21 protein-coding genes are annotated in these 21,990 nt (G+C 42.3%); 20 read left to right on the top strand and 1 reads right to left on the bottom strand.

Annotated elements, in window-relative coordinates:
* Positions 1 to 104 precede the first annotated feature (104 nt).
* The 20 genes from MKZ05_RS15240 to MKZ05_RS15145 all read left to right on the top strand — a co-directional run bounded on the left by MKZ05_RS15240 (position 105) and on the right by MKZ05_RS15145 (position 21,570).
* Entirely contained in the window at positions 105 to 1,157 is a 1,053-nt protein-coding gene (locus tag MKZ05_RS15240) for an iron ABC transporter permease (protein ID WP_137054409.1), read from the top strand.
* Entirely contained in the window at positions 1,158 to 2,180 is a 1,023-nt protein-coding gene (locus MKZ05_RS15235; RefSeq protein WP_065098030.1) for an iron ABC transporter permease, read from the top strand.
* Between the two features lie 21 nt (positions 2,181 to 2,201).
* On the top strand, positions 2,202 to 3,017 hold the full coding sequence (locus MKZ05_RS15230) for an ABC transporter ATP-binding protein (RefSeq protein ID WP_137054411.1): 816 nt from the start codon (positions 2,202 to 2,204) through the stop codon (positions 3,015 to 3,017).
* Positions 3,018 to 3,193: 176 nt separating this feature from the next.
* Entirely contained in the window at positions 3,194 to 3,916 is a 723-nt protein-coding gene (locus tag MKZ05_RS15225) for a response regulator transcription factor (protein WP_050944115.1), read from the top strand.
* Between the two features lie 3 nt (positions 3,917 to 3,919).
* The gene (locus tag MKZ05_RS15220) at positions 3,920 to 5,674 is read left to right on the top strand and encodes a HAMP domain-containing sensor histidine kinase (protein WP_339160475.1); all 1,755 of its coding nucleotides are present in this window, start codon (positions 3,920 to 3,922) and stop codon (positions 5,672 to 5,674) included.
* 136 nt (positions 5,675 to 5,810) lie between these two features.
* Positions 5,811 to 7,247 (top strand): glucuronate isomerase, encoded by a 1,437-nt coding sequence (gene uxaC / locus MKZ05_RS15215; protein WP_339160473.1) that lies wholly within the window; start codon positions 5,811 to 5,813, stop codon positions 7,245 to 7,247.
* Between the two features lie 68 nt (positions 7,248 to 7,315).
* The gene (locus tag MKZ05_RS15210) at positions 7,316 to 8,326 is read left to right on the top strand and encodes a LacI family DNA-binding transcriptional regulator (protein WP_253622245.1); all 1,011 of its coding nucleotides are present in this window, start codon (positions 7,316 to 7,318) and stop codon (positions 8,324 to 8,326) included.
* Positions 8,327 to 8,385: 59 nt separating this feature from the next.
* Positions 8,386 to 9,843, top strand: coding sequence for a tagaturonate reductase (locus MKZ05_RS15205; RefSeq protein ID WP_339160471.1), 1,458 nt, complete (start codon positions 8,386 to 8,388; stop codon positions 9,841 to 9,843).
* The gene (locus MKZ05_RS15200) at positions 9,840 to 11,333 is read left to right on the top strand and encodes an altronate dehydratase family protein (RefSeq protein WP_251190829.1); all 1,494 of its coding nucleotides are present in this window, start codon (positions 9,840 to 9,842) and stop codon (positions 11,331 to 11,333) included. The genes MKZ05_RS15205 and MKZ05_RS15200 overlap by 4 nt, the downstream gene beginning before the upstream one ends.
* 20 nt (positions 11,334 to 11,353) lie before the next feature.
* The gene (locus MKZ05_RS15195; protein WP_137054416.1) at positions 11,354 to 12,745 is read left to right on the top strand and encodes a glycoside hydrolase family 28 protein; all 1,392 of its coding nucleotides are present in this window, start codon (positions 11,354 to 11,356) and stop codon (positions 12,743 to 12,745) included.
* 172 nt (positions 12,746 to 12,917) lie between these two features.
* Positions 12,918 to 13,868 (top strand): ABC transporter substrate-binding protein, encoded by a 951-nt coding sequence (locus MKZ05_RS15190; protein WP_050944109.1) that lies wholly within the window; start codon positions 12,918 to 12,920, stop codon positions 13,866 to 13,868.
* Positions 13,834 to 14,892: an iron ABC transporter permease gene (locus MKZ05_RS15185; RefSeq protein ID WP_050944108.1), complete on the top strand. Its 1,059-nt coding sequence runs from the start codon at positions 13,834 to 13,836 to the stop codon at positions 14,890 to 14,892. Before MKZ05_RS15190 ends, MKZ05_RS15185 begins: the two co-directional genes overlap by 35 nt.
* Positions 14,889 to 16,169 (top strand): heme ABC transporter ATP-binding protein, encoded by a 1,281-nt coding sequence (locus MKZ05_RS15180; protein ID WP_106029306.1) that lies wholly within the window; start codon positions 14,889 to 14,891, stop codon positions 16,167 to 16,169. Before MKZ05_RS15185 ends, MKZ05_RS15180 begins: the two co-directional genes overlap by 4 nt.
* A gap of 122 nt (positions 16,170 to 16,291) precedes the next feature.
* Complete coding sequence (locus MKZ05_RS15175) at positions 16,292 to 16,861, top strand: cob(I)yrinic acid a,c-diamide adenosyltransferase (RefSeq protein ID WP_339160470.1); 570 nt, start codon at positions 16,292 to 16,294, stop codon at positions 16,859 to 16,861.
* A 166-nt stretch (positions 16,862 to 17,027) separates the two neighbouring features.
* Positions 17,028 to 17,420 carry a hypothetical protein gene (locus tag MKZ05_RS15170; protein WP_050944105.1) on the top strand — a complete coding sequence of 131 codons (393 nt, stop codon included), beginning with the start codon at positions 17,028 to 17,030 and terminating at the stop codon, positions 17,418 to 17,420.
* A gap of 15 nt (positions 17,421 to 17,435) precedes the next feature.
* Positions 17,436 to 18,101 carry a PspA/IM30 family protein gene (locus tag MKZ05_RS15165; protein WP_003213665.1) on the top strand — a complete coding sequence of 222 codons (666 nt, stop codon included), beginning with the start codon at positions 17,436 to 17,438 and terminating at the stop codon, positions 18,099 to 18,101.
* A 111-nt stretch (positions 18,102 to 18,212) separates the two neighbouring features.
* Positions 18,213 to 19,082 (top strand): DUF4097 domain-containing protein, encoded by an 870-nt coding sequence (locus tag MKZ05_RS15160; RefSeq protein ID WP_339160469.1) that lies wholly within the window; start codon positions 18,213 to 18,215, stop codon positions 19,080 to 19,082.
* A gap of 30 nt (positions 19,083 to 19,112) precedes the next feature.
* Complete coding sequence (gene liaF / locus MKZ05_RS15155; protein WP_034620120.1) at positions 19,113 to 19,877, top strand: cell wall-active antibiotics response protein LiaF; 765 nt, start codon at positions 19,113 to 19,115, stop codon at positions 19,875 to 19,877.
* Complete coding sequence (gene liaS / locus MKZ05_RS15150; protein ID WP_003212649.1) at positions 19,874 to 20,938, top strand: two-component system sensor histidine kinase LiaS; 1,065 nt, start codon at positions 19,874 to 19,876, stop codon at positions 20,936 to 20,938. The genes liaF and liaS overlap by 4 nt, the downstream gene beginning before the upstream one ends.
* Positions 20,935 to 21,570, top strand: coding sequence for a response regulator transcription factor (locus MKZ05_RS15145; RefSeq protein WP_003213157.1), 636 nt, complete (start codon positions 20,935 to 20,937; stop codon positions 21,568 to 21,570). Before liaS ends, MKZ05_RS15145 begins: the two co-directional genes overlap by 4 nt.
* Before the next feature lie 47 nt (positions 21,571 to 21,617).
* Here MKZ05_RS15145 and MKZ05_RS15140 read toward each other — a convergent pair whose 3' ends face one another.
* The gene (locus MKZ05_RS15140; RefSeq protein WP_003212877.1) at positions 21,618 to 21,986 is read right to left on the bottom strand and encodes a hypothetical protein; all 369 of its coding nucleotides are present in this window, start codon (positions 21,984 to 21,986) and stop codon (positions 21,618 to 21,620) included.
* Between the last annotated feature and the right edge of the window lie 4 nt (positions 21,987 to 21,990).

Below are 21,990 nucleotides of genomic sequence, written 5' to 3'. Positions count from 1 at the left end.
AACAATGATTTCAAAAAGAAAAGAAAGTGATATACTAGACTTCGAGATTGATAATCATTATCACTAATGAGGAATAGATTTGAACGGAAAGGAAGAGACTGGTTTTGGGCTCACAATCGAATAAACAGCTGCCGGCCAAAGACGATGCAATGGATATTGTCACGAAACCCTTTGGAACAGCAGTTGTTGTCATCATAGGAATTATCGCTTTAGCATTTGGTCTTTTTTTATCGGTATCATTAGGAGCAGCAAATATTCATCTTCACACGGTATGGGAAGCCATTTTTCAATTTGATCATGAGCAAACTTCACATCAAATCATCCGGGAATTGAGGCTGCCGCGTACAGTTGGGGCTGCACTCGTCGGTGCCTTTTTAGCCGTATCGGGAGCTATTATGCAAGGCATGACAAGAAATGCGCTTGCGTCTCCTGAAATTATGGGTGTGACAAATGGCTCTGCATTTGCGATTGCCATTGCGTTTGCTTTTTTCCCAGGACAATCTTCTTTTACATTAATTCTTTGGTCATTTGTTGGTGCGGCACTCGCTGCCTCTATTGTGTTTGGTGTCGGTACTCTTTCAAAAGGTGGATTGACCCCAGTGAAGCTCGCACTAGCTGGTACGGCTGTTGGGGCACTTTTAAGCTCCATCTCCTCAGCAATTGCCATCCGGTTTGACGTCGCTCAAGACATGAGCTTTTGGTATGCTGGCGGCGTGGCTGGTGTGAATTGGAGCAATATTAAGGTCATCATTCCAGTTGCGGTTGCGGGGCTGATCATCGCAATGATTCTTGCCCGCTCGATCACTGTTCTCAGCTTAGGTGATGAATTGGCAAAAGGGCTTGGACAGTACACGAAAACTGTCAAGGTACTTGGAATATTGGTCGTCATTCTTCTAACAGGTGCTGCTGTCTCAGTGGCCGGTACTATTGGCTTTATCGGGCTTGTGATTCCTCATGTCACTCGTTTCTTGGTCGGAGTTGACTATCGATGGATTATCCCATGCTCAGCTATTTTAGGGGCGGTTCTGTTAATTTATGCAGACATTGCTGCAAGGCTGGTCAATGCCCCATTTGAAACGCCAGTCGGTGCCATTACTGCAATTATAGGCGTTCCTTTCTTCTTATATTTAGCTAGACGTGAAAGGAGCGGGATTTAGATGGAAATGGTGCAGCAGGCAAAGAAAAAGAAATACAAACGAACGATGCTCATGATCTTTTTGGCGATCGTGGCTGTGTTCCTTATTAGTTTAAATACCGGAGAAATTCGCATTTCTCCGATGGATACATTGAAAACATTTTTTGGATTCGGAAGTGAAATGGATGAGCTTGTATTATTCGAGTTCAGACTTCCAAGAATGGTCATCGCTTTACTTGTTGGCGCTTCTATCGCTGTATCAGGAGCGATTTGGCAAGGTGTTTCTCAAAACGGTTTAGCCGATCCAGGCATTCTTGGTGTCAATGCGGGCGCAGGCTTTGCAGTGGTTTTGTTTATTTTTGCTTTCCAAGGTACGATGTCAAACCTAGGTGATTTTACGATCTTTGTACTGCCGCTCTTCGCTTTTGTAGGTGCAGGCTTTGCTGCATTTCTCATCTATGTGTTAGCGTGGAAAAAAGGCATCACACCTGTTCGATTGATTTTAACGGGTATTGGCGTGAATGCTGCGTTTTCAGCAGCAATTGTGGTTATTCAATTAAAAATGAGCCCAAATGATTTTAACCAAGCCATCGTGTGGTTATCAGGAAGCATTTGGGGATCGAGCTGGACGTATGTCCTGGCTGTCCTGCCATGGATGCTGATTTTCCTTGTATTAGCGGTTGTAAGAGCACGCTACTTAAATATCATGAATTTGGGTGACCAGCTTTCCTACGGCTTAGGGATCTCGGTTCATAAAGAAAGAAGCTTTTTTATGCTGATTGCTGTTGCATTAGCAGGTGCTAGTGTCGCTGTTGCAGGTAGTATCTCGTTCTTAGGGTTAGCCGCACCGCACTTGGCGAGAAAGCTTGTTGGACCAAAGCATCAAGGAATGATACCAGCCTCCGCGTTGATTGGCGCACTGTTATTATTACTGGCAGATACACTTGGCCGCGTCATACTTGCACCATCAGAGGTGCCAGTTGGTCTTGTCGTTTCGGCTTTAGGCGCACCTTACTTCATTTACTTATTGATGAAAACGAACTAAGAAGGAAGGAGAGTACAACATATGAAATCGCTCGAAACAGAAAAGCTTTGTATTGGCTATAATGACCGTTTGATTGTAGACGATTTAAATATCAGTATCCCAAAAGGCAAGGTGACAACACTAATCGGACCGAATGGGTGCGGGAAATCAACGATTTTAAAAACAATGTCCCGGATCATGAAGTCCAATCAAGGCGTTGTTTACTTAAATGGTCAGGCTATTCATCAAACGCCTACAAAAGAAATTTCAAAACAAATGGCGATCTTACCGCAAACGCCCGAAGCACCAAGTGGACTGACAGTGTATGAGCTGGTGTCATATGGACGTTTCCCACATCAAAATGGATTTGGGCGCTTATCAAATGAAGATAAACGAATCATCAGATGGGCACTTGAGGAAACGGGCATGATTGCTTTTCATGATCGGCCAATTGAAGCACTTTCTGGTGGACAGCGTCAGCGTGTATGGATTGCAATGGCACTTGCCCAGGAAACAGAACTGCTTCTATTGGATGAGCCGACGACGTATTTGGACCTTGCACATCAGCTCGAAATTCTTCAGCTGTTAGAACGGTTAAACAGAGAGCAGGGACGTACTGTGTTGATGGTCATTCATGATTTGAATCATGCGGCACGTTTTTCTCATTACATGATTGCTCTCAATCAAGGAAAAGTCATCAAAGATGGGACGCCTCATGAGGTCATGACCAAAGAGGTGCTTGGTCAGGTATTCCACATTGATGCAGAAATCGTACTTGACCCTAGAACGAATAAGCCGATCTGTTTAACATATGACTTAATGAATCATGAAAGAAAGCTAGAAGCTGTGAATGGATAATAGAAGTAAAAGGAACTCGGTGGAATAGCCGAGTTTTTTTGTGTCTCTGAAACTTCCTAGTGCTGCCATTTTCTCCAGTTGATATTTTTTCGCTTTTATGCAGAAAAGAGGTACTTTTTTACTTTAGACAATGGTAATATACGGTTAGAGATCATAGCTAGAAAGGAAAGAGATGCGTGGAAACAGCAAAAATATTGATTGCAGATGACGAAGAAGCAATTGTAAAAATGGTTGAACGCGTATTAAAAAAAGAAGGATTCAAGCATATTTATAAAGCCTACCATGCAGATGAAGCATTAGATGTTGTCAAAAACGAGGACATCCACCTTTTACTTCTAGATGTGATGATGCCCGGTAAGTCTGGTTTTGATGTTCTTCCTGAAATGAGAAAATATACGAAAGCGCCCATTTTCTATTTAACTGCAAGAACGTCTGATGTAGATAAACTGACCGGCTTTGCTCAAGGAGCAGATGATTACATCACAAAGCCATTTAACCCGCTAGAGCTAGTGGCTAGAATTAAGGCTCACTTAAACCGAACATATATCTCTTTAAAGGAAGACCACGATGAGGCTCAAAGTCAATACGAATATGCCCATTTCTCTTATCATCCTCATTCAGCCGAATTGAAAGTAAGAGGAGAGGTGACTGCATGCTCAGCTCAGCTGCTTTCCTTGCTGAAGTACTTTTGTGATCATCCGAATGTGGTTCTTTCAAAAGATCAAATCTATGAGAAAGTATGGGGCGTTCCATCATATGGTGATAACAACACCGTGATGGTTCATATCCGAAAGCTGAGAGAAAAGATCGAGCTAGATCCGAGTCAGCCAGAATATATTGTGACGATCCGTGGTATGGGCTATAAATTTATACCGCACCCAGCAAAGGTTCTTAAATAATTTATGAATCTACGAGCAAAACTCTTCTTTCACTTTGTCGGACAAATGTTTATTGTGATTGCCATTTTGATCATCGGAAATACGTTCTCTGATAATTTATATTTAAAAAAATACTACGAGAACATGGCTGAAACCGGTTTAACAAAAGCTGATGGAGATACACTCATGAGCTGGCTTTATTTTAATGAGGATGGAAAAATGGAAGCCGATGATCAGCTGAAACAAGCAGTGAGAAAACGAGACGGATGGCTGCAAGTCATTGATTCAAAAAAGGATAACGTCTATAGCTATCACCGCCCTAAGTCCATTCCAACTTCCTATCAAAAGGATGAAATGATCAAGATCTTTGAAAAAAGGCAATATAAAGATTACAAGATGTACTTCTGGCCAATTGAAATTGATCAAAAAAGCTTTATCGTGCTATACGGGTTCAAAACGAACAGCACAAAGGTCGCCAACTATCTGAAGCAACACGAGAAAGACTTGGCTGCATTATCTCAATATTCGGTTGAAACGAAAGAATTCTTGAAGAGAATGAATGGATCGGTGCATCTGTTCAATGATGAAGGGAAATATTTACAAGGTATTCGAGCCAATACCAATTTGAAACATGAGGTAACAGATGTTGAACTGCTCAAGTATCAATCAAAGCCTTGGGAGTTTAGAAGTGATCTGTCTTATATCAGGGTGAATAAAAACCGGTATATCATTATTTCTGTACCAAATAAAGTATACACCCCAGATGGATTATACGATAAAGAAACAGACGCTTTAAATCAATATACGACCATCTTAATTGCAGGTCTTGCGATTACGATTATTATCGTCATGACATTATGGTACTCGTATCGCTATGGACTGCCGATCTATCACATTATCCGCTGGCTGATTTTCTTATCTAGAAATAAATTGCAGGAACCAACAAATAGAAAAGGAATTCCAATCAGTAAAAATAAAAAAGGTCGTATTAAGCGGGAATACCGATTATTTGAGGATATCCTAAAAACAATGGATCAGCTCACGCTTACATTAAAAGAGAATGAAGCAAACCGAAGAAAAATTCAAACCACAAGGGAAGAATGGATTGCAGGATTGTCTCATGATCTGAAAACACCTCTTAGTACGATTTACGGCTACGGGCTCATGCTTGAATCTGATCAATATCAATGGTCCAAGGAAGAAGTCATGGAAATGGGACAGGTGATTCGTGAGAAATCAGAATACATGTCGACCTTGATTGAAGATTTAAACCTCACTTATCGACTAAAAAATGGCGCATTGCCTATTAATCGAAAACCTGTCGAGCTTGGTGAATTCTTAGCATCCATTATGGACGAGTTTTCAAGGAGCTCATTTTCAGAAGATTTCCCTTCCTCCTTCGAAGATCAAACTGATGGTGTCATGTTTGAGATCGACAAAGCCTGGTTCAGACGAGTGATTGAGAACCTGCTAGCGAATGCAGTCAAGCATAACCAAAAAGGAACTCATATTACAGCTACCTTATCTGAAACAAATGAGGAAGTTCGGATCGAAATGAAAGACAACGGGTGCGGAATGGCACAAGAAACGGTCGATCACTTATTTAACCGCTACTATAGAGGGACAAATACGAACGATCCAACGAATGGAACAGGACTCGGGCTGGCGATTGCAAAAGAGCTTGTCTTGCTGCATGACGGTGATATTCAAGTGGAAAGTGAACAAGGTGCTGGAACAACTATTGCGATTATCCTAAAAAAATCACCTCCTGTAAAATAGCCAAAAAACGATTTTCCTTTCAAAAGGAGATCGTTTTTTCCTGTTTTAGGATTGAAATCAACTTTGTAAACGATTACAATTAAATTGTTAACGTGAACAAAACAATTTAATACGATAAGAGGGATGGGGGAATTTGATGAAAGCCTTTTTAGATGAGCAGTTTTTACTAAACAGTCCAACGGCGGAAAAGTTATACCATGAGTTTGCAAAGGACCTTCCAATCATAGATTACCATTGTCATTTAAGTCCTAAAGACATCTATGAAAATAAAACCTTCCGAAATATCACCGAGGCATGGCTTTATGGAGATCATTACAAATGGCGTGCCATGAGAGCAAACGGCATCCCTGAAACGCACGTCACGGGGGATGCATCTGATGATGATAAATTTTTGGCGTGGGCGAAGACCGTCCCTATGACCATAGGAAATCCGCTCTATCACTGGACTCATCTAGAGCTGAGAAGGTATTTCGGAGTCGAAGACCTATTAAATGAAAAAAATGCAGACATCATTTGGCAGAAAGTCAATGAAAAGCTGCAAGGAGAGGGATTTGGGGCGAGAGACTTCATCATGAAATCAAACGTTGAAACCGTTGTCACAACAGATGATCCGGTCGATTCTCTTCAATATCATCAAAAACTGCGGGAAGAGGGATTCTCTGTACAAGTGCTTCCAGGGTTTCGACCTGATAAAGCACTCGATATAGCGAATGATCTGTTTGAAAAATATGTTCATGAGCTGGCAGAGGCTTCAGCTATCCCGATACAATCCTACCAAGACTTCTTACATGCCCTCCGTGCGAGAATTGATTTTTTTCATGATCACGGCTGCTTGATCTCAGATCATGCCATTAATGAAATGACATATGAAGAAACGGCACAAGAAGAAGTGGAGACCATCTTTCATAAAAGAATGTCTGGTCATCCATTGACGGAAAAAGAGAAGATCAAATTTAAAACAGAGACATTCATTATGCTAGGTCAGGCTTACTGTGAGCGTGGCTGGGCAATGCAGCTTCATATCAATGCACTTAGAAACAACAATACGAAAATGTTTGAGAGGCTCGGACCAGATACGGGGTACGATGCGATGAATGACGAAGACATTGCAAAGCCGCTTTGCCGAATATTAGATCGTTTAGAACAAGAAGATGCATTGCCAAACACGATTCTTTATTCCTTAAATCCAAGGGACAATGTAGTGATATCAACGTTGGCTGGAAGCTTTCAAGACGGGAAGACACCGGGGAAGATGCAGCACGGAACAGCCTGGTGGTTTAATGATACGAAGCAAGGAATGACAGAGCAGATGATGGCTCTTTCCAGTATCGGACTGATCAGCCGTTTTATCGGGATGCTGACAGATTCACGAAGCTTTTTGTCCTATACAAGGCATGAATATTTCCGAAGACTGCTTTGTGATATCATCGGGGATTGGGTAGAAAAAGGAGAAGTCCCCTATGACCTTGAGCTGTTAGGGGAGATCGTGAAGGGAATCAGCTATGAAAATGCCAAGCAATATTTTCAATTTGACCGGGCAAAGCAGCTCCATCATCAAAGTAAAATCACATGAGGAAAAAGGTGAGAAAATGAAAGCGGTTTTATGATAAGATGGAAAAAAATCATAAAAGGCGGAATAGCATGACAGTCACAATTAAAGACATAGCAAAATTGGCAAATGTCTCTCATACCACAGTATCAAGGGCTTTGAATAACAGTCCTTTTATTAAAGAGAAGACAAAACAAAAGATTTTGTCGATTGCAAAACAGCTGAACTATTCACCAAATGTCCATGCCAGAGGCCTTGTATCACAAAAATCGTTTACAATCGGTCTGTTTTTCACGAGTTTAACAGAAGGCACATCCTCAAGCTTCTTTGTGGATGCGTTAAAAGGCGTCAATAGCGTCATGACAGAGCATTACAATTTGTTTGTTAGGGGTATTGACGATTTTCACGATTACACAACCATTCATAAACAGCGCTACGATGGCATTTTGCTGATGAGCCAAAGCGAGCACGATGAAGCGTTTATCCATCATGTCAAGAAACAGGGCATTCCAATCATTGTGCTGAATCGCCGTGTAGAAAGTAATGAAGTGATGAATATATTAGCAGATGATAGTCAAGGAGCATATCAGGCAGCGCACTATTTCATTCAGCAAGGCCATCAACAAATCGCCATCATTGAAGGAAAAGAAGGCTTTAAATCGACTCAGGAGAGAAAAGCTGGCTTTCTCCAAGCGTTAATTGATCACCATATTCCTATGAAAAAAGAATATATGATCACGGGTGACTACCATATGAAAAGCGGCTATGAATCAATGGAATCTCTGCTGACCCTTGATCATCCGCCAACAGCGCTTTTTTGCTCTAACGATGACATGGCCATTGGTGCGATGAATGCTTTATACGCAAAGGGCAAGACGTGTCCAGGCGATATCTCTATTATTGGTTTTGATGATATTGCATTTTCATCCTATACCACGCCTGCACTGACAACGGTGAAAAAGCCAATCGAAAAAATGTGTGCACTTGGAGCAGAAGCCATCCTATCCGTCATAAACGGTGAAGAGCAGGAAGAGGATCATATGGAAAAAATGTATGTCCACACAGAGCTGATGATCAGGGATTCAGTCAAAAAGGTGCAGTAATCAGCATCTTTTATAGAAGAATGTTCACGTGTGCATAAATTACAGAGAGGGGAATCCATTTGAAACGTTTATCAAAAGCCCTATACCCGGTGCCTGAGTATCCGGAAACGATTTTGCAGATTGGTGAAGGGAATTTTATGCGAGGCTTTATTAATTGGCACATTCAAAAGCTGAACGACTGCACAGTTTTTAAAGGAAGAGCTGTTGTTGTTCCCCCGAGAAAAGGATCTGTTGCAGCTTTAAATGAACAAGATGGCTTATACACATTATGTATACAGGGCTATCATGACCAGCAAGAAATGAATGAGCGGATGGTCATTCAATCGATCAGCAGAGGAATCAGTACGTATACGGATTATGATGTTTTTTTACAAGTAGCTGAAAACCCCGATCTCCGCTTTGTCTTCTCCAACACGACAGAGGCAGGACTTATGTTCAGAAAGGCGGATCGCTTGGAGGATCGACCGCAAGCGAGTTTTCCAGGAAAGCTGACGGCGTTCCTATATCACAGGTTTAAAGCATTTGCTGGAGATGAACAAAAAGGGTTGATCATCCTTCCATGTGAACTGGTCGAACATAACGGTGATCGCTTGAAGGAATATGTGATAGACATGGCAACTGAGTGGGACCTGCCGCTTGCGTTTATCACATGGATCAAGGAAGCCAATACGTTTTGTAATACGCTTGTGGATCGGATCGTTCCTGGGTTTTCTAAGGAAGCAGCTGAAATTGTTCAAAAGGAAGAGGGATATATCGACGAGTTGCTTGTCACGGCAGAATACTATCACCTCTTTGTTATTGAAGCACCTGTCTTCGTACAAAAAGAGCTGCCCTTTCAAGAAGCAGGTTTAAATGTCCTTTTTGTAGAGGATATTGCGCCTTATCGCATGAGCAAGGTACGGATTTTAAACGGTGCCCATACAGCGATGGTGCCAATCGCTTACTCATGCGGGGTAGAAACTGTAAAAGAGGCTGTGGATGATGAGGATGTTGGCCCGTTCATCAGGCGGATGCTGGAGGAGGAAATACTGCCAGGGCTTGAGCTCTCTCGAGATGAGCTTCTTCTTTATACACAATCGGTTTGGGATCGCTTTTGCAATCCATTTGTGAAGCATCAATTGCTGGATATTGCGCTCAATGGTGTATCTAAGTTTCGAACCCGTATTCTTCCGTCATTGTTTGATTATGTTGAGCAAAAGAAACAACTGCCAATGAAACTCGTGTTTTCACTCAGCAGCCTCATTTATTTTTACAGAGCACATGCAGAAAAGATAAAGGATGATGAGACTGTACTGGTATTCATGAAGGAAGCCTTTGAAGGAGAGAACCAATCTAATGAAGCGATCGCAGCTAAGATTCTATCATGTGAGTCATTATGGGGGGGAAATTTAACGGATATAAATGATTTGGTTCACGCTGTAGCCGATCAGCTTACCCTCATACAGGAACAAGGAATGAGAGCGGCTGTTCAACGAATGCTGCAGCATCAATATGAAAGTCAGGGGGAGAAGGCATGAAAGATTTTATTGTGATTCACCCTTCAGATAATGTCGGTATTGCTTTAAAAGTGCTTGAACAAGGGGAGGAGCTGCATTATCAAGATCATTCTGTTATTTTAAAAGAGACCATCGCCAAAGGTCATAAGTTTGCATTGGCTGATATCAAGCAAAGAGAGAATATTATGAAATACGGTTACCCCATTGGGCATGCAACGACTGCCATTTCTGCTGGAGAATGGGTGCATACACATAACATCAAAACCAATCTATCAGGCAAGCTCGATTATGAATACGAGCCTTCATTTACAAATAACCCCTATAAAAAAACGAATCTTACATTTAAAGGATATAAACGAAAAAATGGGGAAAGCGGGATTCGCAATGAGCTTTGGATTGTCCCAACCGTTGGATGCGTAAATGGCATCGCCGATCAAATCATTCAAATTTTTACCGCTGAAATGGGCGGAAGCATCCATCCGTTTGAAACAGCTCTTGTATTAAAGCACAATTATGGATGCTCACAGCTTGGGGACGATCATGAGAATACAAAAATCATTTTACAAAATGCCGTGAAGCATCCCAATGCTGGAGGAGTGCTTGTCCTCGGACTTGGTTGTGAAAATAACGACATTGAAGATTTTCAATCTACATTAGGTGAATATGACCATGAGAGAGTGAAATTTTTAAGAAGCCAAGAAGTAGGAGATGAGATTGAGGCGGGAGTCGCTTTACTCAAGGAAATTTATGTGGCAGCGAAAGAAGATCACCGTGAAGAAATCCCGTTATCTGAGCTGAAAATCGGCTTGAAGTGCGGGGGATCAGATGGATTCTCAGGTATTACCGCAAATCCGCTTTTAGGAAGGCTGTCCGATTTTATTGTTGCTCAAGGCGGCACGACAGTGTTAACAGAAGTGCCCGAAATGTTTGGAGCAGAAACGATTTTAATGGAGAGAGCGGAATCAGAAGCGACTTTCGACAATATTGTGCAAATGATCAATGACTTTAAACAATACTTCATGGATCATCGACAGCCAGTATATGAAAATCCTTCCCCGGGAAATAAAGCAGGTGGAATTTCGACATTAGAGGATAAATCTCTCGGTTGTACACAAAAAGCAGGAACTTCTGACATTCAAGATGTATTGAAATATGGGGAATTGCTGAAGCGAAAGGGCCTAAATTTATTAAGTGCACCGGGAAATGATTTGGTTGCTTCATCTGCTCTTGCCGCTTCTGGCTGTCAGTTGGTTCTTTTTACAACAGGCAGAGGGACACCATTCGGCACGTTTGTCCCAACAATGAAGGTCTCGACGAATACAGCCTTATATGAAACAAAAAAACATTGGATTGACTTTAATGCGGGAGAACTGCTTGAAGATGTACCAGAAGATATTGTGTTAGAAAAATTTATTTCAACTGTCATTGATGTGGCGAGCGGGAAGCTATTAAATCATGAAAAAAACAATTTTAGAGAGCTGGCTATTTTCAAAACAGGTGTCACACTTTAAGGCGACTGGGGGATGAGAATGTGTCTAGAAAACGGGATTTGATGTATATCACAGCAGGAACGGTACTCACAGGAATCGGACTCACTCGTTTAGCAAGGCAAGGGAAGAAAGACAAAGAAGCAAACGGAATCGATCAAGTGTTAAAGCAGATAAAAGCACCACTGTTCCCTGATCGTGAATTTAATGTGGTTCATTATGGGGCAGATGCAAAAGGAACCGAGCTTTCAACAGATGCTATCCAGTCTGCCATTAATGATGCGCACCGTTTGAAAGGGGGACGTGTGCTGATTCCAGAAGGGACGTTTGTGACAGGTGCGCTAGAATTGAAGAGTCATGTAGAGCTGCATTTGCATGAGAAAGCGTATGTGGCATTCAGCCAAAACCCAAAGGATTATTTGCCGCTTGTACTGACAAGATATGAAGGGGTTGAGCTTTATAATTATTCACCTCTCATTTATGCACACCATGCAGAAAACATCGCCATTACAGGAGCTGGAACGCTTGATGGCAGAGGAGATGAGCATCATTGGTGGCCTTGGAAATATGGCACGAATGGCCAGCCTTCTCAAGATCGGGATCGTCAGCTTCTATTTGACATGGCTGAAAAGAGAATACCAGTAGAAGAAAGAGTGTTTGGAGAAGGCCATTATTTAAGATCAAGCTTTATCCAGCCCTACCAATGTCAGCAAGTTCTTATAGAGGGAGTGACAGTGAAGGATTCACCGATGTGGCAAATTCACCCTGTACTAAGTGAACATGTGATTGTCCGTGGAGTCCATATTATCGGTCATGGACCAAACACAGATGGTGTCAATCCGGAGTCTTGCCGGAATGTGCTCATTGAAGATTGTTATTTTGATAATGGCGACGATTGTATTGCCATCAAATCTGGAAGGAACGAGGACGGACGGAGAATAGGGATTCCATCTGAGAACATTGTCATTCGTAGAAATGAGATGCGTGATGGACACGGCGGAGTGACGATTGGGAGTGAAATCTCTGGAGGGGTAAGGTATATCTATGCAGAGAATAATGTCATGGATAGTCCGAACCTTGACCGGGCACTGCGGATTAAAACCAACTCTGTCAGAGGCGGTACCATTGAACATATTTACTTTAAAAACAACACAGTCAAAAGCCTAAAGCATGAAGTGGTCTGTATCGACATGATGTATGAGGAAGGAGATGCGGGTCCACATCGTCCTGTTGTACGTCATATTCAAGTGGAAGGACTGAAAAGCAGCGGCGGACGATATGGTGTGAAAATAGCCGCCTACTCACATTCCCCCGTGACAAACTTCAACATGAAAAATTGTGTCATAGATCATGTGACGTATCCACTTTCTTTGGAGCATGCAGTAGCGCCTTCTTTTCAGAAAGTCGTCATCAATGGGGAACAAATTAATAAATAGATGGGCGGAAAACAGTCTTTTTAGAGGCTGTTTTTCTGTTATCAGAACGAAAAAGACGCTTTTAGAAATCACATATACAACCTAACTGCACTGTAGTATAATATTCCCGAAATTAGAAAAGAATTGACGGAAGAGCTTTCGTCAAGCAGTACATAAATCAGGGGGTTCATTCATGAAAAAGTTAACGGCCATTTGGCTATCGCTATTGCTTGTGATGGGTGTTTTAGCAGGATGTGCAGGTGCTGAAACAGACCATAAAGCAAAGAGTTCACAAAATAACGAAACAGCGGCTGCGGCATTTCCTGTCTCGATTAAAGATGCAGCTGGTAAAACAGTCGAAATCAAAGAACAGCCTAAACGTATTGTCTCATTAATTCCAAGTAATACAGAGGTTGCCTATGCGCTTGGTCTTGGAGATAAAATGGTTGGACGATCTGATTTTGACAATTATCCAAAGGAAGTTGAAAAGGTAGAGAAGATTGGCGGACTTGAATTCAATGTCGAGAAGGTGATTTCCTTAAAGCCTGATCTTGTACTAGCTCATGCCTCGCAGCTGGGATCAAAAGAGGGATTTAAACAGCTAGAGGATGCAGGAATTCAAGTACTGACTGTAAATGATGCCACTTCCTTTAAGGATGTGTACAAATCGATCAATACGATCGGTGAAGCAACAGGTGCAAAAGAAGCATCAACAAAGCTTGTAGACGAGATGAAAGCAAAATTGAATCACATCAAGAAACAAGCAGAGGCGATCTCGAAAGACAAACAAAAAACAGTCTTTGTTGAAGTTTCAGGTACGCCTGAAATTTATACAACAGGTACTCATACATTTATGGATGAAATGCTTTCTGTTATCCATGCGAAAAATGCTGCTGGTGATCAAACTGGCTGGGTGCAAATGACAGAAGAATCGATTATCAAACGAAACCCTGACGTAATCGTCACAATTGATGGTTCCAGCTTAGCTGATCTGAAAAAGAGAGACGGCTGGAATGCGATCAAAGCAGTGAAGGAAAAACAAGTCTTTCAATTGAATACGGATCTCGCATCAAGACCGGGGCCGCGATTGGTTGAAGGAGTCGAGGCTCTTGCGAAAAGCATCTATCCTGACACGTTCAAATAAATTCATCATCGCATACACACTAAGTGCTTTACTTCTTGTGATGAGCATTGGAATGGGAATCTCCTTTGGAAGCTTAGGGATTCCCATTCCTTCTATTCTCCGTATATTTGTTCATGAACTATTCGGTGTGCAGATAGGCACAATAGATTCAATTGATCGCAATATTATGATGAATATCCGGCTGCCGAGAGTGATATTAGCGGCATTAGTCGGAGCAGCGCTGGCGTTATCTGGTGCAGCCTTTCAAGGTTTATTAAAAAATCCTCTTGCTGACCCATATACACTTGGTGTATCACAAGGGGCATCAGTTGGAGCCGTCGCGACCCTATTTTTCAGTTTGCAGCTCCCTTTGCTCGGCAGTTTCACACTGCCTTTTTTCAGTATGACAACAGCGCTTGTGACCCTATGTCTCGTCCTCTTTTTTGCGCGTCTTGTCCATCGGGGGATGAGCATCTCCTCTTTAATTTTAACAGGGGTGATTTTCAGTTCTTTTTTGGGAGCGCTTATATCATTGATGATTGCCTTAACGGGTGATGATTTAAAAGAGATTATTCATTGGCTTCTTGGGAGTGTGTCCATGAGGGGCTGGCGCTATATTGTGCTTTTCCTTCCTTTCTTTCTGATTGGGACCTTTGCATTAATGCTGATGGGGCGAGATTTGAATGTCATGACGTATGGCGAGGAGAAGGCAAAGCTATTAGGTGTACATGTGAAAAGGAGCAAATATATCGTGCTGCTTGCTGGATCGATTCTGACTGGTAGTGCAGTAGCAGTGTCAGGGACAATTGGGTTTGTGGGACTTGTGATTCCGCATTTTATTCGCCTCTTAGCGATCACAGACCACCGGCACCTCCTGCCTTTGTCTATGCTGAATGGCGCTTCCTTTCTCGTTTTAGCAGACGTGTTATCACGTACGATCATTGAGCCGACTGAATTACCGATCGGCATCATCACAGCGTTAATTGGTGCCCCTGTATTCGGCATCATCCTCATCCGTAAATACAGAGGAGGGACGCATCTATGATTCAAGTGAAGGAAATCAAAGGTGGATATGGAGAGAAAGAGGTCATACGTGGCATCAGTTTTGAGGTAAATCAAGGGGAATTTCTCGGTATACTTGGTCCAAATGGAAGCGGGAAGTCGACCTTGCTTAAAATGATCTCTGGGTTGCTGGAACCTGATAGTGGTGAAGTACGCCTGAGCGGTCAACTGATTCAATCCTATCGTCCAAAGGCGCTTGCGCAAAAAATGGCTGTTCTACCGCAGAAAACGGACCAAGCCTTCTCATTTACAGTGGAAGAAACGGTTCAATTCGGTCGTTATCCATATCAAAAAGGATGGCTACAATCTGTTACCCAAGAGGATATGCGAATCGTAAACAAAGTAATGGAACAAACGGATGTTGCACAGTTTAAGAATCAATCTATTCATGAGCTAAGCGGGGGAGAACAGCAGCGTGTGTACTTGGCACAGGCATTAGCCCAGCAGCCTGAATATTTATTGCTGGATGAACCAACCAGTTTTCTTGATTTGGCCTATCAAAAGGATTTGCTTGATTTAATTAAAGAAGAGACCACTTCCTCTAGGCTAACGGTGATCGGTGTGTTTCATGATGTGAACATCGCCAGTTTGTATTGTGACCGGCTGCTGCTGCTTGATGAAGGAAAGACGGAAATAGTAGGGCTGCCGCATCACGTCTTGACGCCTGAGCGAATCAACCGTGTGTATGAAACAGATGTAACACCGCTCCAACACCCGCGAAGGGCAAATCCTCAGCTGATCATTGAACCTGCGGGGGCTTCTGTAGCATCAAATGCAAAGTTAGCGGATGGGTGGAAAACGTATGGAGGAGAAGGAATGACGTTTTCCCTCAAACAGCCGCTCCGCATCCTTTCCTCACATCAGAAAAAGGGCGGCTTCTTTTGGAAAAGGTCACTCGGAACGGGAAGTGACATGCTTCGTGACGAGTTGGATGATCGTGAGGGACTATTGTTTTATAACCTAACGAGTGGACCAAAACAATTTGCTGCTGAAGACACAGACGACGACATGGTGCTTTACGGTATGCGTCATCAAGAAGAGCTGACCATTTGGCTTGTATTGAAAGAGTCTATATCAGACGGATCGTCTGTTCAGCTTATGGGGCAGCTTGTCCACATGATAAAACAGGAGACGAGCATGTCCATTCATCATCTTTGTATCGCTGCTGCGGGTATGCAGGAAACAGAAGGTGATGAGCATTTACATGAAAGATTAAAGCAGAAAGTGCACCTTCTTCTTTATTCATTGAATGCCATTTAAAAGTGAACCAAATGGTTCGCTTTTTGTTTATGATGCGATCACAGTACTTTAGTTAAACAAATACATCCTTTTCACTTCAGGTTATACTAAAAGGACAAAGCAAAAGAAAAGGAGGAACACCAATGAAACTTTATACAAAAACAGGGGATCAAGGTCAAACAGGCTTGATCGGCGGGAGAGCCGATAAGGATGATGTGAGAGTAGAGGCATACGGCACGTTAGATGAGGCGAATAGCTTCATTGGACTCACACATGCACATTTACGTCAGCATGGCGAATTGTTTCAAGACATTTTGTCAGAGCTGATTGTGATACAGCACGAGCTGTTTGACTGCGGCGGTGATTTGGCAGCAGTCAAACCACCGAAAGAAGGTAAATTAACTGAAGCGTCTGTAGCAGTCCTTGAGCAAAGAATGGATGACTATGTAGAAGAAGCCGCGCCTCTCACGAAGTTTATTTTACCGGGCGGCCAGGAAGGCGCAGCTCTCTTACATGTGGCGCGGACAGTCGTCAGAAGAGCAGAGCGGCATATGGTGACGCTTGCGAAGCAGGAGGAGATTCCAGCAGTTGCGCTCACATATGTAAACCGGCTCTCTGACTATTTATTTGCAGCCGCCCGAATCGTGAATCATCGGCTCGGTGAAGCGGATGTTGAATATGAACGAAGTGCAAACGTATTTCGGTCTAAATAAAGGAAAGCACTCTTCAAATGAGAAGAGTGCTTTTTTATTGGGTTCTACCGCTCAGTCTGAGCGAAGTTACGACTCTGGTCGCAATGAAAGATCAATCTGCGACACGTTTTGCCAGCTTTCTTTTTTGACTATAGTAAAAGCAAGGAGCAAGAAAGGAGGCATGAAGATGAAAATAACAAGTAAAACCATCATCGGTTCGATTTTAATGTTTGTCGGTCTATCCATCTTCTTCGGTGGCTCACTAGGAGGGCTGATCCCAATTCTGATTGGGGCGTGGCTCATCTATGTAGGTGTAAAGAAATATGAAAAAGGCAGTAAAACCTTCGGCGTCATTCTAGCAGTCATTGGTGTCATGATCGTTGTGCAAGCTCTTCCATTTATCCTTGGAATCGCACTAGCTGGGTGGCTTCTCTACTTCGGCTGGACGATGATCAATGGTAAACAGGCAAAAGAATCATCAAGTAGATCATATATGGAGCCAAACACGTCACCGAAAATGGAAGAACCTATGCACACGTCATTTGATCAAGAATGGGAAGACTTTTTAAAGAAAAAATAAGAGGAGGAAATTCAAATGGTATTCAGAAGAATGAGAGATATGTTTGTTGCAACGGTCAATGAGGGCTTAGATAAAATGGAGAATCCACGTGTCATGCTGAATCAGTACGTTCGTGATATGGAGGACGATATTGCCAAAGCGAAACATGCGATCATCAAACAGCAAACGATTCAACAAGGCTTCCTGCGCAAAGCAGAAGAGACGGAAGCATTTGCTGATAAAAGAAAGAAGCAGGCTGAGCTGGCATTTCATGCAGGAGAAGAAGAATTAGCACGAAAAGCGCTCACAGAAATGAAGTATTTTGAAGAAAAGCATCAAGAATATCAGGAAGCTTATCAGCAATCTGTGAAACAATTAAAGGAGCTAAAAGAGCAATTGCAACAGTTAGAAACGAAGCTGCGTGATATTAAAGACAAGAAGCAGGCACTCATAGCAAGAGCAAATGCCGCACAAGCAAAGCAGCATATGAACGAATCTATGAATAAAGTAGATAGTGAAAGTGCATATAAAGAATTTCTTCGAATGGAGAACCGTATCGAAGAAATGGAGACAAAAGCGGGCAGCTATACACAATTTGAGGATCAAGGAGCATATGCTCATCTAGACTATGCTGATGAGGTTGAAAAAGAATGGCAGAAGCTCAAGCTGGAGAAGAAGCCTGAGCAGCAGCAAGCAAACTAAGAAATCAATGGCAGATCGGAAGAAAAGCAGGATTTTTCTTCCGATATTTGATTTCTTTCTGTTTCGCTTTTCCTTATAATGAAAAGGTCAGAAGATAAAGGGATGGTATGAATGAAGCGGTTAATCGGTCTAATTTGTATACTTGTAGGTGTCTTTTTAATGATTGGGATGCTTTTCAAAAACGAAAATCTCTTTCATTTGAGTTTCTCCCGTGAAAAAGCAGTCACAAAAGCTTCAGCGAAAAAAGATGAAATTGATCAATTAGATATTTCTCTTTCTGGATTTCGCGTGAAGGTAAAACCTGAAAATCGTTCCGATATTTCCGTGATGGTCGTAGGTGGAAAAGGGAAAATGTATGCGGAACAAACAGGCAGTACATTTAAAATCCGTGCTGAAAATAAAGGATTCTTGTTTTTCACTTCATTTGAAAAAGGAGAACTCTTAGTCAAAATGCCAACAGATTATCATAAAAATGTGAAGATTACGGGTGGAAGCGGGGTCAGTGAGATGGACGGCGAAGGGAAGCTGGCACTTGAAGATGTGATCCTCAAATCAACAAGCGGAAACCTCAATGCCGAGAATTTCTCAGCAAACAATGTCGAAATCAAAGCGACATCTGGCAGACTCTCTGTGTCTCACATCGATGCGAAAAATAGCGATATTGGAGCAACCTCAGGGCGTGCCGATATTAAAGATGTCAAAGGCGAAATGCAGCTAGAAATGACAAGTGGTAGATTGACGGCAAGTTTTAATACCATTGAATCACCTGTCTCTTTTCACATGACATCAGGCAGCGCAAAATTTAACCTGCCGGATGAAGGAGATTTTAATGTCCAAGTGAAAAAAACAAGTGGAAGTGTCGATCACACCTATCACTTTGATCAAGCAGATAGTGAAGGTCGAGGCTTTACAGGCACGCGGGGAAAAGGGACACACTTAGTCGATATTGAAATGACAAGCGGAAACTTAAAGCTGCGGTAATGAACGAAACAAAGGAAGGAGGCGAGTCAACTGCGTTTTTCAAGGAATCAAATTTTAGGCATCATTGTCGTGATTTTTGGTATTAATCTATTTCTCAAAATTATTGGGATCGGAGCCGATTTGTTTTGGCCTGTGTTTTTTGCGCTTGCGGGCTATTGGCTGCACTCAAGATCCAAACGTTGGCTCGGTTCAGTTTCCTATATTTTTGCCGGCTTTCTCTTTTTAAAATTCCTGCTCAATATTACGTTTAGTCTCACAGGATATTTATTTGCGGCCTTTTTGATATATGCCGGCTATCGCTTATTGAAAAACAAACCTGTTTTTGATGTCGATAAAAAGGAAGCACCGGAGAGCGATAAGCCTTCATTGAAAGTCAATCTTGAAAAAGAGGGCGAGCAAAAGAAAACAAAGAGCCAGACAAAGCCGCGCAAGGAGCATGACTTTTTTATCGGTGAAGTCAGGCTGATGAAAAAGCCGTTTCAATTAAGTGATTTGACGATTTCAGGGTTTATCGGGGATGTCAAAATCGACTTATCAAAGGCCATCATCGCAGAAGAAGAGAGCACGATCGTGATAAGCGGGCTCATCGGAGATGTGGATATTTTCGTACCGCAGGATATTGAAGTATGTGTGAGTGCATCAGCTGCCATTGGTGATATGAAAATTATTGATGAAAAAAGAAGCGGATTCGGCAGTAAAGTGTATGTGATGACAGACAATTACGATGAGAGCAAACGAAAAGTGAAAATCTCCATCTCTTTACTGATCGGAGATGTGGATGTGAGATACTTATGAGGAAACTCCATCTAGGTATCCAGTGGCAATCTATTCGTCTTGGAGTAGGGATCTCGCTTGGTGTTGTCATCATGACGATGCTGCCCATGTTTTTTTATTATCAGCTTGATCCGATGATTCTCCTCTCTACCCGCTGGTTTGGCATCCCGTTTTTTTGTATTTTACTGATCATTAGTCTTGCCATTGGGTTTTCTGCCTCACATGTATTTGGCTATCAGCATAAAAAGCGTCTTGATCAGCTTGTAGAGTCGATTTTAAAGTTTGAAAATGGGAACTTTGCATACAGACTGCCGTCTCTTGGCGACGATGAAATTGGCTTAGCGGCTGATCAATTAAATGAAATGGCGAAACGAGTGGAAGGTCAAGTAGCCTCTTTGCAAAAGCTCTCGAATGAGCGGGCAGAATGGCAGGTGCAAATGAAAAAGTCGGTCGTCTCAGAAGAACGTCAGCGTTTAGCACGAGAACTGCATGATGCGGTTAGCCAGCAGTTATTTGCGATCTCGATGATGACCTCTGCGATTCTTGAAGTCATGAAGGAAAAGGATGAAAAGATTTTAAAGCAAATGCGCCTAGTCGAACGAATGGCTGGCGATGCACAAAATGAAATGCGTGCGCTTTTGCTTCATCTCAGACCGATCACCCTTGAAGGAAAAGACTTGAAAAAGGGCTTGATTGAGCTCCTAAATGAATTTCAAGCAAAACAGCCGATTGATATTGATTGGGAAATAGAAGATGATGTTCCGCTCTCAAAAGGAGTAGAGGATCACCTCTTCCGAATTGTACAGGAAGCCCTGTCAAATGTATTCAGGCATGCAAAGGCGACAAAGGTGACGGTTCGTCTGCTCATTCGAAATCGGCAGGTGCAGCTGAAGATTATCGACAATGGGATCGGCTTTCAAACCGATCATGTGAAGACGGCCTCCTACGGACTGGAATCAATTCGTGAAAGAACAAGTGAAGTAGGCGGTGTCGCAGAGATTATGTCATTTGAGGGAAAAGGAACACAAATTGATGTGAAGGTTCCCATTTTTGATGAAGGAAAAGGAGAGAACGTTCGATGATTCGAGTGCTTTTAATCGACGATCACGAAATGGTGAGAATGGGGCTTGCTGCTTTTTTAGAGGCACAGGCTGATATTGAAGTCATTGGTGAAGCGTCAGATGGACAAAAAGGTGTAGAGCTCGCAGTTGAATTAAGGCCAGATGTCATTTTAATGGATCTTGTCATGGAAGGCATGGATGGCATCGAAGCAACGAAAAGAATTTGTCAGGAAATTGAAGATGCTCGAATTATCGTTCTGACGAGCTTTATTGACGATGATAAAGTTTATCCAGTGATTGAAGCAGGTGCTTTAAGTTATTTATTAAAAACATCCAAGGCAGGAGAAATTGCAGATGCCATTCGGTCTGCAAGTATCGGCGAACCAAGACTAGAATCAAAAGTAGCTGGAAAGGTGATGAATAAACTTCGTCATTCCTCAAATGGATCGATCCTTCATGATGCATTAACAGCAAGGGAAATGGAAATCTTGAAGCTGATTGCCGATGGGAAATCGAATAAGGTCATCGCTGAGGAACTATTTATTACAATTAAAACAGTGAAGACACATATTACAAACATTCTTTCCAAACTCGATGTAGAAGACCGGACGCAAGCGGCTGTGTATGCGCATCGTCATAAGCTGATTCAATAAAATAAAAAAACAGCTTTCAAAAGAAAGCTGCTAGAACATGCGTAAATTTAGTCCTTCTGTCCTGTGATCGGACGTTCGGATAGTTGATGGAGCTCAGGAACTGGAAAAGCCTCCTGCTCCTCGGCCGATTTGTCTTCTAGGGCTTTCTTCATCTCGGATAATAGCTTTACGCTCTCCTTTGCCAATGCTGCCTTTTTCTCTTGCAAACCAATGATCTGTGAAAGTCCGACGAATATACCGCCTCCAACAAGAAGGAGCGCAGGGGTTTGTCCATAATAAATCACGATCAAAAATGTGCTCGAAAAGCTGTCGGCTTCAATGAAGAAATCTTCTTTTGATTGCATGAATACAACAACTAACAGGAGTATTCCTAGAATCAAAAATAGAATGCCGGCCGAAAGTAAAGCTCGTTTCATGATT

This window comes from Bacillus sp. FSL M8-0277 (assembly GCF_037975305.1).
Taxonomy (GTDB): Bacteria; Bacillota; Bacilli; order Bacillales; family Bacillaceae; genus Bacillus; species Bacillus pumilus.
The sequence above is the reverse complement of the archived record's forward strand: the minus strand, read 5'-3'. Positions and strand labels throughout refer to the sequence as shown.